The organism is Pseudomonas weihenstephanensis (genome assembly GCF_016812185.1).
GTDB classification, from domain to species: Bacteria; Pseudomonadota; Gammaproteobacteria; order Pseudomonadales; family Pseudomonadaceae; genus Aquipseudomonas; species Aquipseudomonas weihenstephanensis.
The window spans coordinates 19,687-33,071 of sequence record NZ_JAAEBV010000001.1 but is presented as its reverse complement, the minus strand read 5'-3'; the positions used below and the strand labels follow the sequence as shown (position 1 = coordinate 33,071).

General features: G+C 57.2%; 8 protein-coding genes. All 8 read left to right on the top strand.

Annotated elements, in window-relative coordinates; genetic code table 11:
* Positions 1-41 precede the first annotated feature (41 nt).
* From tssE to GYN01_RS00115, 8 genes are read left to right on the top strand one after another with little or no spacing between them, the layout of a single operon-like run.
* A complete protein-coding gene (tssE, locus tag GYN01_RS00150) occupies positions 42-530 on the top strand; it encodes a type VI secretion system baseplate subunit TssE (RefSeq protein WP_048365505.1) in 489 nt (162 codons plus the stop codon).
* 6 nt (positions 531-536) lie between these two features.
* Complete coding sequence (gene tssF, locus GYN01_RS00145; protein ID WP_048402915.1) at positions 537-2,363, top strand: type VI secretion system baseplate subunit TssF; 1,827 nt, start codon at positions 537-539, stop codon at positions 2,361-2,363.
* Positions 2,327-3,409: a type VI secretion system baseplate subunit TssG gene (gene tssG, locus GYN01_RS00140; RefSeq protein WP_048402902.1), complete on the top strand. Its 1,083-nt coding sequence runs from the start codon at positions 2,327-2,329 to the stop codon at positions 3,407-3,409. The genes tssF and tssG overlap by 37 nt, the downstream gene beginning before the upstream one ends.
* Positions 3,410-3,461: 52 nt before the next feature.
* The gene (gene tssH, locus GYN01_RS00135) at positions 3,462-6,122 is read left to right on the top strand and encodes a type VI secretion system ATPase TssH (protein ID WP_048402899.1); all 2,661 of its coding nucleotides are present in this window, start codon (positions 3,462-3,464) and stop codon (positions 6,120-6,122) included.
* Positions 6,123-6,144: 22 nt separating this feature from the next.
* Entirely contained in the window at positions 6,145-8,820 is a 2,676-nt protein-coding gene (locus tag GYN01_RS00130) for a type VI secretion system tip protein TssI/VgrG (RefSeq protein ID WP_203306384.1), read from the top strand.
* A 1-nt stretch (position 8,821) separates the two neighbouring features.
* Positions 8,822-9,655, top strand: coding sequence for a DUF4123 domain-containing protein (locus GYN01_RS00125; RefSeq protein ID WP_203306383.1), 834 nt, complete (start codon positions 8,822-8,824; stop codon positions 9,653-9,655).
* A complete protein-coding gene (locus tag GYN01_RS00120; RefSeq protein WP_203306382.1) occupies positions 9,652-12,321 on the top strand; it encodes a T6SS effector BTH_I2691 family protein in 2,670 nt (889 codons plus the stop codon). Before GYN01_RS00125 ends, GYN01_RS00120 begins: the two co-directional genes overlap by 4 nt.
* Positions 12,318-13,361 (top strand): DUF6708 domain-containing protein, encoded by a 1,044-nt coding sequence (locus GYN01_RS00115; RefSeq protein WP_048402891.1) that lies wholly within the window; start codon positions 12,318-12,320, stop codon positions 13,359-13,361. Before GYN01_RS00120 ends, GYN01_RS00115 begins: the two co-directional genes overlap by 4 nt.
* The last annotated feature ends 24 nt before the right edge of the window (positions 13,362-13,385 follow it).

The following is a 13,385-nucleotide window of genomic DNA, read 5'->3' as shown; positions in this document are numbered from 1 at the left end:
GCTCTGGGTGAAAACCTCTCGGCCCAAAGGACTACTTCTGCGTGAAAGGATACGAACCTAGCCTGCTGGAAAAGCTCTTTGATGAGGCGCCGCACAGCGTTGCTCAGGGTAAATTTACCCGGCACACCCTGGAGCAGTTCAAGGAGTCCGTAGCGCTGGATGTTGAGGCTTTGCTCAACAGTCGGTTGGTCATGGAGGAGCACGTTTTAAAAGAATTCCCGCATTGCCAGGCGTCATTGATGACCTACGGCTTGCGCGATGTTTCAAGCCGCAGCTTGGCCAGCTCGGTGGACCGTGCGTTTATCTGCACGGCATTGGAAAAGGCCATCACCTTGCACGAAACCCGCTTGAAAGATATCCGGGTATCTCTGGATGAGCACCGGCGCGCGTCGGGGGGGTTACGCTTCTCGATCAGCGCCATGCTGATTGTTCATCCGGCACGTGAACCCGTCAGTTTCGATGCGTTGTTGCAGCCCAGCACGTTGCAGTACCGCGTCAGTAAAACCCGACGCTTGGCGGTGAGTGAATAAATGTCCATGGATGATCTCCTGCCGTTTTACGAACGCGAGCTGGCTTTTCTGCGCAGCTACTCTCGTCAGTTTTCTGAACGCTACCCGAAAATTGCCGGACGGCTGCTGCTGGCTGGCGACGTCAGTGAAGATCCCCACGTCGAGCGGATGATCCAGTCGTTTGCCCTGATGGGCGCACGTATTTCGAAAAAGATTGAAGACGATTACCCCGAATTTACCGAAGCACTGCTGCAAGTGCTGTACCCGCACTACTTGCGACCCTTTCCTACTTGTTCGATTACCGAATTCGATCTCGGTGATGGTGCCGGGCAACTCTCCGAATGCGTGACATTGCCGCGCGGAACGGAGTTGCTGTCCCGTCCGGTGCGGGGTGTGGAGTGCCGGTTTCGTACGGTCTACGACGTGACCTTGGCGCCATTGCGTATTGCTTCGGCGCGTTTTAGCCCATTGGTGCAAGCGCCCCGTGCCGTACAACTGCCGCTCAAGGCCAGCGCCCAGCTTTCAATTACCTTTGAGCTCCTGTCCACTCATGGCTCCATGCGGGAGCTGGGTCTGGATCATGTTCGACTGTTTATCGACGGTGAGCCGTCGTTTTGTGCAGTGCTGCGTGATGTGCTCGCGCTGAACGTCGCAAAGGCCTATCTCGAGTCGAGCGACAGCGGACAATGGCAGGCACTATCCGCGTCACCGATGAAAAGTGTCGGTTTTGCCGAAAATGAGGCGCTGATTGACTGGCCGGCGCGGGCTCATCCGGCGTATCGGTTGTTGACAGAATTTTTCGCGTTCCCAGAGAAATTTGGTTTCTATGACTGCGATTTGAGCGGCGCTCAAGGCCGGCGTTTCACGCTGCATCTATTGCTCAGCGATGTGCTGCCTGGTTCGACCGCTTCGCGCCTGTTGGAAGGGTTATCCGCCGCTAATGTGCGCTTGCACTGTACGCCAGTGGTGAACCTGTTTCGACAGCATGCACGTCCTATTTTGGTGTCGCACCAGGCCGTGTCTTACAACGTTGTCGGAGACCAACAAGCGGCGTCTGCGTTTGAAGTGCATGCCATTGAATCGGTCACCCGGACCACCGAAACAGCGGATGGAGAATCCCAGAGTGAGATCCGGCCATTTTATTCGTTGCACCACGGCGAATGCCAGGAACGTAACGGCCTTTACTGGGTAGCGCACCGGGATGAAAATCTGGCGCGTAGAAGCCCAGGTCATGAATTGCAATTGACCATCGTCGATCCTGACATGGATCCCATTTCTCCAGGTAATTCATCGTTAAGCCTGGAGCTGACTTGTAGCAATCGCAATCTCCCTGAGCAGCTTGCCTACGGCGTGCCGAGTGGCGATTTACGCATGCCTGGTGGCTCCCTGGCACAGCGTATTTCGCTGTTGCGCAAACCTACGGCCGCCGTGCGTTTTGCCTGTGATCGTGGTGCGCAATGGCGCTTGATTTCGCATTTGTCGCTCAACCATTTGTCGCTGGTCGAGGGCGGGGCTGCTGCGTTTCGCGAAATGCTCAAGCTGTACGACTTGCAACGCTCAGCCACGACGGCCCGGCAAATTGAAGGCATACACGCGTTGAGTCACCGCCCGGTCACCGCCTGGCTGCCCGGCAAATACTTCGCCAGCGTGGCGCGTGGGACTGAAATACGGTTGGTGATCGATGAGGAAAGCTTTGTCGGTATCGGCTTGCACATCTTTGCCCAGGTGGTGGATCACTTCTTTGGGCTTTACGTTCATGCCAACAGCTTCACGCAGTTGGTGCTGATATCCAAACACAGCGGTGAGGAGGTCCTTCGATGCCAACCCCGAAGCGGCGACTCGATATTGGTGTGATCGCTCGGATGGTCGAGCAGCCTTATCGCTATGAATTTTTCCAGGCGGTTCGGGTGCTTGAGCATCTGTTTGTTGGACAAGGCGACCGCCCAGGCGATGTGGTGGGTAAGCGTCTGCAATTTCACAACACCCTAACCCTGGGTTTTCCCGCCAGTGAGCTTGAGCGGATGGAGGTGTTGGCAAACACCCCCGAACAGGGGTTGGAACGTGTTGAGCGATGGCAGGCGCATTTTCAGGGCCATCTTGATTCGGTGGCACTGACCCCGGCGTTCTTTGGCCTGCTGGGAGGGCAAGGGGCGTTACCACTGTCCTACACCGAGCGACTGGGAGAGCGGGAGGTGGTCCACCGCGATAGGGCCGCGCGAGCGTTTCTGGACATCTTCAGCAACCGCGCCACGGCGCTGTTCTACGGCGCCTGGAAGAAGTACCGACTCGCCTTGCAGTATGAGCTGGATCGCCAGGGGCGTTTTCTGCCGTTGACCCAAGCCTTAACTGGGTTGACGCAACGCTTTCTTTCCAACGACCCCGAGTCGGGCGGTGTATCCGACCAAGCCCTTGCGTTCTACAGCGGGGCCATCGGTCATCGGCCGTTGTCGGCGGCGTATTTGCAACGCGTGCTCAGCGAATATTTCCAGGTGCCCGTACGAATTGAGCAGTTTGTTGGCGGTTGGCATTCGGTACCGACGGATCAACGCTCCCACCTTGGCGCCCCCGGCTTGACGTTGGGACGCAATGCCTTGGTCGGTGGCCGTGTCTGGCAGTGCGATTTGCGCATGCGCTTATGGATAGGTCCGCTGTTGCGCGAAACGTTTGATGACTTCTTGCCCGGTGCGGACGCTGCCAAGGCGTTGGCAACATGGCTGACCTTGATGGTCGGTAGCAGCCTGGAGTTTGAGGTGTGCCTGGTCTTGCAAGCCGATCAGGTGGCCGGGGTAACCCTGTCACCAACGGGCAGCAGGCGGCTGGGCAGGGATGCGTTTTTGGTCACCCAGGCCCAACAAGTGGATCGCACCGACGCCCGTTACCAGATCGCCACATTGCATTGAACACCTGGGTCAACGCTGACGGCTTGACCCCGACATTTATCAAGGACGCACGATGAGCACTTCACTGAAAACCCTGATCGCCAAACTCAACACCACCTGCCGTCAAGCCGCCGAACAAGCTGTCTGCCGTTGCCGGGCGCGTGGGCACTTTGAGGTGGAGGTTGAACATCTGTTGTTGGCCTTGTTGGAGCAGCGCCACAGTGATGTGTCCGTCATCGTCAAACGAAGCGGCTTGAGCCTGGAAAAACTGGAAGCGGAACTCAGTCAGGAACTGGACACGTTACGTGACGGTAACACCCGCACCCCGGTGTTCTCCACGCAACTGCCGGTGTGGCTCGAAAGTGCCTGGCTGATTGCCTCCCTTGAAGCACAGGACGGCGCTATTCGCAGCGGTCATTTACTGCTGGCGTTACTGACCCAGCCGGCGCTGGTGCAAAGGGCGACCCGTAGCTCAACGGTGCTGGCGCAATTGTCGGTTGAAGACCTTAGGGGGCATTTTGACCGGTTCACCGAAGGCTCTCAGGAGCAGGATCATGTTAGCGATACTGCGCCTGAGGCAGAGGCCAGTGAGGGGGCGGCTGTACGGGTGAAAACACCGGCGCTGGATCAGTTCACCACCAGCCTGACCCAGCGCGCCCGCGACGGACACCTGGACCCGGTTATTGGCCGCGAGGTGGAAATTCGCCAAGTGATCGACATCCTCATGCGCCGCCGGCAAAACAACCCGATCCTTACCGGTGAAGCCGGTGTGGGCAAAACGGCGGTGGCCGAAGGCTTGGCGCACGCCATCGCCGTCGGCGATGTGCCCAGTGCGTTGCTGGGTGTTGAATTGCTGGCGTTGGACATGGGGTTGTTGCAGGCCGGGGCCAGCGTCAAAGGTGAGTTTGAACTGCGCCTTAAAAACGTGATTGAAGAGGTCAAGAAACACCCGGTTCCCATCATTCTGTTTATCGACGAAGCCCACACGTTGATCGGTGCAGGGGGCACGGCCGGGCAAAATGATGCTGCCAACTTGCTCAAACCGGCATTGGCGCGTGGGGAACTGCGCACCTTGGCGGCGACCACGTGGTCCGAGTACAAAAAGTACTTTGAAAAAGACGCCGCTCTGACCCGACGCTTCCAGATGGTCAAGGTCGATGAACCGTCCGAGCCGGTAGCCGCCGCGATGTTGCGCGCGTTGGTGCCGTTGATGGAACAGCACTTCAACGTCCGTGTGCTGGATGAGGCGGTCACTGAAGCGGTGCGCTTGTCGCATCGCTATATCAGTGCCCGGCAACTGCCGGACAAGGCCGTCAGCGTATTGGACACGGCCTGTTCAAGAGTCGCCTTGAGCCAAGGTGTTCGGCCTGCGGTGATCGCGGTTCTTCAGAAACAACTTGAGCAACTTGAGGTCCAGCGCCAGGCGTTGAATCGTGAACTCGCTAGCGGCGGTCAGCACGAAAAGCGACTCAGTGAACTGCAAGCTCAATCCGCGACGCTGAAGCAACAGCTGGACGACGCCAATGCGCTTTGGCAGCAAGAAGTGCAGCTGGTCCAACGTATCGCTGAGCTACGTGGTGAGTTGGAGGAGGGTATGCCCTCTGTCAATTCGTTGACGACGGGGCGTAAAAAAGCGCCCGTGTCACCTCAACGCTTGGAACTGGCCCGGGCGATGGAAGCCTTGGCCAACGTGCAAGGGGAAAACCCCTTACTGCCGTTGCAAGTTGACGCTAATGTCATTGCCCAGGTGGTGTGCGCGTGGACCGGCATTCCTTTGGGCAAGATGGTCAAGGACGAGATTCGCACGGTGCGCACCTTGGGTGATGTGTTGGAAGCGCGGGTGATCGGTCAGTCCCATGCTTTAGCTGCTATCGCACAGCGGGTGCGCACCGCTCGCGCTTATCTTGAAGATCCCAATAAACCCAAAGGTGTGTTTCTGTTCGTTGGACCTTCCGGCGTCGGCAAGACTGAGACCGCCCTGGCCTTGGCCGATGCGCTGTATGGCGGCGAACGCAAGTTGATCACTTTCAACATGAGCGAATACCAGGAGGCCCACAGCGTCTCAGGACTCAAAGGCTCACCGCCCGGCTACGTCGGTTACGGAGAAGGCGGGCAACTGACCGAAGCCGTTCGGCGCAACCCGTACAGCGTGGTGCTGCTCGACGAAGTGGAAAAGGCCCACCCGGACGTGCTCGAACTGTTTTACCAGGTGTTTGACAAAGGCGTGTTGGACGACGCTGAAGGTCGTGAGATCGACTTTCGTAACACACTGATCATCCTCACCAGTAATACCGCCTCGTCGCTGATCATGCAGGCATGCCTCAACAAAACACCCGACGAACTGCCGAATGTCAAACAGCTGTCGGAATTGATCCGCCCCACGCTGTACAAGACCTTCAAGCCTGCCTTTCTGGGCCGGATGGATGTCGTGCCTTACTACCCGATCAACGATGATGCGTTGGCCGCGATTATCCGTTTGAAACTGGATCGCGTCGGTCGCCGTGTTGAGGCTAATCACCAAGCCGAGTTCCACTACGACGATGCGCTGGTCGAGTCACTGCTGGTGCGTTGCACTGAAGTCGACATTGGTGCCCGTGCCGTTGACCAGATCATCAATGGCAGCCTGCTTCCGGAAATCGCCGATGCCGTGTTGGCACGCATGGCCGATGGGCAGGCCCTGTCTCGAATCAAAGTCGGCGCCAATAAGCGCGGCTTTACCTACCAGATCAAGTGAACTCCATCAGGAAGGATGACCTGTGACGGCCTCTACCGCATTGACGCAACAGCAGCGCCTTTTGCAATTGCACACCCCCTTGGGCGCAGACACGCTGGTCGCCGAGTACCTCGACGGCTGGGAGGCACTGGACCAGCAAGGGTACCGCTTGCAACTGAGTGCCTTGTCCGCGGACGAGCGCTTGCCTATTGAACAACTGGTCGGTGCCCCGGTGTTGTTGCAGATGCAATGTGCTGACTCGCGTACTGACTTGCGCGCCTTTCATGGGCATGTCAACCAATGCACGCGCGTCGGCAGCAATGGCGGATTGGCCCGTTATCAGTTACGGATCGAGCCCTGGTTGAGCCTGTTGCGACACCGGCAGGACAGCTACACCTTTCATGACCTGACCGTGATGGAGATTTGCGAGAAGATTTTCGGCTTCTATAGCAAGGGCGTGATTGAACCGCAGTGGCGTTGGGCCCTGGAGGATCCGGGCGTGTACCGCAAACGTAGCCTGACGACTCAATACCAGGAAAGTGACCTGGCGTTTGTGCAGCGGCTGCTGGCGGAGGAGGGCATTGCCTATCACTTTGAGCATCTGGGCGATGCCCAGGCCCCGAACTTGGGCAGCCACATCCTGGTACTGACCGACAGCAACCGCAAATTGGCGCCGAATGCACCGGTATCCGTACGCTTTCATCGCAGCGACGTCACCGAGGCAGAGGACAGTGTGCAGCAATGGGCGGAAGAGCACCGCTGGATGGTCGGACAGGTACAGCGCCAAAGCTGGGACTATCGCAGCCATTCATTGTTGTCAGGACATGCTCAGGGCGACACCGGCATCAGCGGCTGTGTGGACCAGGACACGGTCGGGCCTTATGCCTGGACGGACACCGCCCAGGGTGAGCAGCGTGCACGTCAGCACCTGAATGCTCAGCAGGTTGTGCGTCGCCAAGTACACAGCCTGGGGACATGGCGACGTTTAGCACCGGGCACGCAGCTCTGTTTAAGCGGGCATGACAGTGTTCAGGCAGATGAACCCATGCTGTGCATACGGGTGCGCCATCAGGCCCGCAATAACCTGGATGCTCAGCTGCAGGCGGCGGTACTGGCAGGGCTGGGGCCTGTACCTGACCAGGTGGAGGCTGTCTATTGCAACCACTTCACACTCATCCCCGGCAGTCACCCTTATAGCCCGCAAACCCAAGACGGTCATGGACGTCGCTTGCATCCCATCCCTACCGTCCACGGTGCACAGAGCGCCATTGTGATCGGCGACGGCGGCCCCGTGATGACTGATCGCGACCAACGCATCAAGGTGCAATTCCACTGGCAGCGCGGCGAACGCTCATCCAGCCATCACCCCCATCCTCGGGGTACTGACAATGCGCCGGCAGACACCAGTGTTGGCACTTGGGTGCGTGTGGCCGCGATCCAGGCCGGTGGCAATTGGGGGAGTGCCTGGGTGCCCCGGGTCGGGCAGGAGGTGCTGGTGGAGTTTCTTGAAGGGCATATCGATCGCCCCGTGGTCATCGGCTCGTTGTACAACGGCCGGGGCCAGGCCGAAGCGGCACATAACCAGATCGCGGGCGGCGCCTCCGGCAGTACCGGCAACGCACCGGCGTGGTTCCCTGGTAACCAGCACGCCGGGGTACTCAGTGGCTGGAAAACCCAAGACCTATCCACCAGCGCCACAGGCAACGGCGGCTATCGACACCTGCAGTTCGACGACACCCCAGGGCAAAGCCGCGTCCAGCTCTACACCACCGATCAAGACAGTGGCCTGACGTTAGGGCACCTCAAGCAGAACAAAGACAACAAACGCTTGGCTGACCGAGGCTACGGCGTCGAACTGCACACCCGGGCCCAAGGTGCATTGCGAGCTGGTACCGGGCTGTTGGTGACGACGGAATCGGCTGACCAGCAAATGCAGGCCAAGGGGCTGTTAGCCGAGCTGGAAAAAGCCCAAGACCAAGTGGATCAATTGGCCGACAGCGCCAGACAGCAAAAAGCCGGGCTGGCCCGCGACGCTAAGGCGTTGCCCACCAGCGAGGCCCTGCAGAACAGCCAGGAAAGTCTGAAGGCGACGCAGCAGGGCACTGCGTCAGGCGCGGGCATCGGTGGTGGTGAAGGGCAAGTAGCGGCGTGGAGCAAACCGCTTCTCGCGCTCTATGGTCGGGCCGGCGTGCTCAGTCTGACGCCCAAGCACCAGGTCTGGGCGACGGGCACCCAATGCCTGCTCAACGCCGGTGCGGACATCAACCTCACCGCCCAAGGCCATACCGCCTTTCTCGCGGCGCAAGGCCTGGTGCTTTTTACCCGTGGCGCAGAGGGCGACAGTCGCCCCATTGCGAACACCGGCATTGCCCTGCACGCCGCCACCGGAGCGGTGAGCGTACAAGCGCAAAGCGACAAAATCAGCGTGGCTGCACAGCAAAATATTCGCATGGTCAGCACCCAGAGCAATGCCCATGTGCAGGGCAAAGAGCACGTGTTGTTGAACGTGCAAGGGGCGAGCGTTCGGCTGGTGGGGGGCAACATTGAGATTCATGCGCCGGGGGCGGTGACGTTCAAGGCGCAGCGTCATCAGTTGACTAAGCCTAAAAGCGACACAGGCGTTAATGCAGTCATGGGCAAAGGCGAACTCAAGCTATGCGACTTTAAAATGGCAGGCGCCAACATTGGCAATGATGCTCTGGTCTCGGTGGAGGGGTGATATGAGTGTTGTTCGGGAGCATCGCCTTATAACGGATTGCCCCTTTGCGCTGGTCAACCCTTTTGACGTTGATCGCGACCTTTGGGTTGACCTGCCTCATCACCCCTTAAGCGCTCCACGGCTGAGTGCTTTGCCTGGTCAGCTACCTGTACTGGTCGACCTGCTTAAGCTGTCGTTCACATCCCGTTTGGAATTAGTACAGCGTACCTGGGATTGGAAGCGCGCGAACGAACGACCATTGTTCTGCGGGTTTATTAAAAGCACTGAACCCGTCGAAAGGATGGTCCGCCACTTGGGACGTCGTTTGCTGATAAAAAACACCTCGGATGAGCAACTGTTTTTGCGTTTTTACGATCCTCGGGTCTTTGAGCACTTGTGTTGGATATTCACGCCTGCGCAGTTGGCGTCCTTGATGGGACCGGCTGAGGCTTGGTACTGGCCGACGCGTTGCGGTGAATGGCAGAAAACCGTTCGCCCTGAGCTGAAAACTTATTCGTTGATTCTGGAGCCGCAACAACTCTTATCGTTAGGGCGCATAAGCATCCTAAATCGAATATTGAAAAACCTGCACCGGCGAGAGCCAAGCAACGCTTTGGACATCACATCGGTTCGACAAATCGAATCATGCTTGCGACGTGCGCTTGACGACGGGCTAAGCGAGGCAGCCGACCTGCAACTGTATGTCTTTCAGGCGTTGCAGTTTGGTGCAGGCATTCATCGGCACCCAACACTAGCGAATGCTCTACAAACGGTACGTATGGGGCATTCCACCTACGTCGGTGCGTGCTTGAGGATCAATGACGAAGAACTGCATCATTCAAAGGAGGCCCAATGAGCCAATGCGACCCCTCAAAAGCCTGCGCGGTCTGCGATCAACAGGGCCTGGCACTGATGCCGCTGCGTTATGCCGTCGCACAACCGGCCACTAAGAGTGCGCCAGCGATCCAGGCGCCGTTTGGTGAGGGCCTGGAGGCGGTGCCGTTGCCCACCGATAACGCCCACTACACCGTGCGTCACTTGCGCGGCGGTTACCTGTACGTGTTCAACGAAGTGCGTGGTGAGTGGAAAGCTTATGTAGTCAACGAAGATGCCTACCTGGTCGAGTACGACATTCACGATAAGACACCTCCCAATCTCTCAGGCGCCCGCCCTTGTTCGCGCATGGCGAAGTCGGCGGCGTCGCGTTGCGTGATGATCCCGGATGCCATTCGTGCCGGTGCTGTGTGGTTGGGCTTCAGCGATGTGGCCTGGACTGACAGGGTGCTGGAGCGACATCGGCAAGCGGCGTATCGCGACAAGCATATGCGGCGCATCGACCTGGGTGCTTGGGCCAAGAGCCAGACCGTGCAGCCCCACCTGACCGGTCTGAGCAAGGCGCGGGAGGTGGTCGCCGAATACCACCTGCCTGCTCAATCGGCGGCGGCTTCGCAGACTGCCGCCCCACACCTGCCCGGCATCCGCTTACAAAGCGTCAATGTTCACGGCTACAAGGCTTTTATGCATTCCCCACAGGACTTCCAGAATTGCCACGCTGAACTGGAAGCGTTCTTGGTCAGTGCACAAACGTCAGGTCGCGGTGTGCCGCCTGCCATGGTCGCGCTGGCCGACCCGCTGGGCATCACGTTGGAGCTCAATGCCCTGACCCTCGGCCGGGTCGAGCGGTTTGAGCAGGAGGATGATCGCGACTGGAAAAAGACCACCTCGACCGCGATCCAGGGCCTGCGCCAGATGCTGGAAGAGGACGCCGTGGCCACGGCACTGGCGCGTCATCAAGGCGAACGCTATGCCACCTTCGAAGGCATGCCGCTGCACCCGGAATGGGATGAGGCAGCACGTGAGCGCAATGAGCTGATCTTTTCTTCCCTACCTGCCGCGAAGGAAGCAAAAGCGCGCACCGACGCCTGGGCGCGCTACATCGACAACTACCGTGAAGCTGATCGCATTGCGTTTGAAGAGCAACTCCAGGTAGATCTTGAGCAGTTTATGCAGACCACCGTCACACCGCTGGTGAAAGCGTTGGCAGGCTGGTACTGGGGTGAGCCATTGCGGCAAAGCATGCTGTGCAACCACGACGCAGAAGAATGGGACAGTGGCTTGTGCTTTACCACCCTGGTGACCGCCAGTTTGACCGGACTGACCGGGCACCCGTTGATCATCGACAAACTAGTGGAGGATCTGCGTGGGCGTTACAGCGACCCCAACAACCTGACGATGCGGGCGTTGGTGTTGAACAATGATCGGATTGCTGAACGCCTGGACGAAGCCGCCACACCAGAGTTGGTACTGGGCAACCCATTTGCGTGGCGCAATGTGTTGAATGCGTTTGGTCATGTGCTGGACGAATACGACAAAGGCCTGGTCAGCGGCGGTCTGGCCAGGGCTGCCGGGCTGGCGCATCAGATCTCCGGAGCGCTGGTGCGCAGCTTGGGCAATCCGTTGAAAGCCGGGGCCTCGGGGGCACTGGACTTGAGTGTTCGCTATCGCATGCTCGGGCTGCTGGGGGCGTTGTCGGGCAAGCAGATCCTGTCGTTGTCGACCACGGCGTCCGAGGCACAGATGGCGCACATCATCAGTGAAAAAGTTGCGCTGCTGCAGCCGGGGATTGATCGCAAGGCCTTGCAGGACAAGGTCACGCGGGAACTTCGGCAGCTGGAAAAACAAGCTGGGGTGCGTGAACCCACGGGGGCGAGAAATGCGCGGCAGAAAAAGGTATTCAGCTGGACCCTGATGTACGACGCAGATGTAGGCAAAGCCTTGAGTGTCGACAGTCGCGGCAAACTGAACAGCAACACACCGTTTCTGATGAGCCAGGACGAATTACGCAGGGTGATCGCGCAACGGCATGCGAGCTTGCCGAGGTTGGCCACGATGAATGTCGGTGTAGGCGTAGTGGGCGGGATACTGGATGGATGGAATGCGTATATGGCGGTGCAGTTGGTGGATAAGGAGGGATATACAGCTAAATCCAGTGTCAACTTGACGGCGGCAGCGTTTGGTTTGACCGGGGCAGGGGCGGATATTGCACATAGAGTTTGGAGCAGGTACCCAATTCAGCAACTACGGTTGGCTAACACTTTTCAGTTGATAGCAGGACGTTGGAGGCTAAGTCTGGGGCGACTTGGTACTATAGCAAAATGGCTGGGTGCTCTCGGAGGTATTTTGACTTCCCTGGTTGATTTAATGAGCGGTCTCGAAGCTTTGGGAAATGGAGATTTATTGACCGCAGGTCTTCGTTTTGCCACAGCAGGACTGGGCGCTTTAATCGTTATTTTGGTTGTGTTTTCCAGTATGACTGCTGGGGTAGGGTTCATCCTCTTTTTGATGGTTGCTGGAATTTCAATGCTGGGCGATTGGCTGATTGGTATGTTCAAAAAAAATGGAGTTGAGATTTGGCTTGATAAAACTCCGTTTGGAGCGGAAAAGGTGAATGGATATGAATCTTTTGAGGCGCAACAAAACGCATGGTTTTCTATGGTTGGTGGTAAGGAGCATATAGAGTGAGAGGTCCAAGTGAAAACCCATTTGATGGTTGGATAACCAAATATAGAGTTAGTCGATCTGTTCATGAGTCTGAAATCCAAGCGAGGTTAGATCGAAAGGTTGGTATACATCTTCCGTCAATAGATAAAGGTGTTTTGAGAATTAATAGCGTATTTTTAGAGTATATTGATCGTTATTTTTTTCTTCGAGGTTATGCTGCCGTAGGTGGGGGAGTCATAGCCATTTTTACCCTATGGGCATCTGTAATGCTTTTTATAGTTGCCAATAAGCCGCTTAACAGTGGTGAGCTACCTCCGGTGGCCGCGTCAATTATGGTTTGGTTTTTTTCGTTTTTGTTTTTAAGTATGTTTTTTTGGGTGTTAAAGTTTGCGCTACTTCGCGAATTTTTTTGTTATACCTACTATCCGATACGCTTCAATCGAAATACTAGAAAGGTTTATATTTTTCTTCATAAGGATAAAAATGGTGTATTGGCTCTGGATTGGAATAAAGTCTTCTGGTTCATCGGACGCTCTCGTGATGGTTCTCACTATATTTATGACTTGCGTGGTCATGTCTTGGATGACGAGAAAATCGTGCGGTACACCTTTGCTGTCGGGCACTACGGTGAAACTCAAGCGGAGATTTTGCAGCACTGGGAAATGATCCGCCTATATATGGAAGAGTCTCCTGCCTCTCTGCCTTATCCGCCGCTAGCCTTGTCGCTTTCGACTCAGCCGACTTTGCGAAACTGTCTTCTCATCCAAATGGGCTGGCTGAATACCTCTCAGTCGGGAGCTGTATTCCTTCTGAGCGTGGTCTGGGGCTTTTTCCGCTGGCTGGCACTCAAGACCTGCCGTCAACCTCGCTGGCCCGCTGATATCGAAGCCGCGTGTCAAATCCCGGCCAATGATCCCTATCGGCAGACTGAGCCGTTGAGGGCTGGCGAATTTCCCGATTTTGGCGAAGCAGAGGAACTTCGGCAATCTGAATATATACGGGAGGCTCGGGCTGCGGCCGAGGCATATGAACAGGCTCGTTCCAAGGCAAACGCCAGCTGATGCCTGAATGTAATCCTTCAGCAA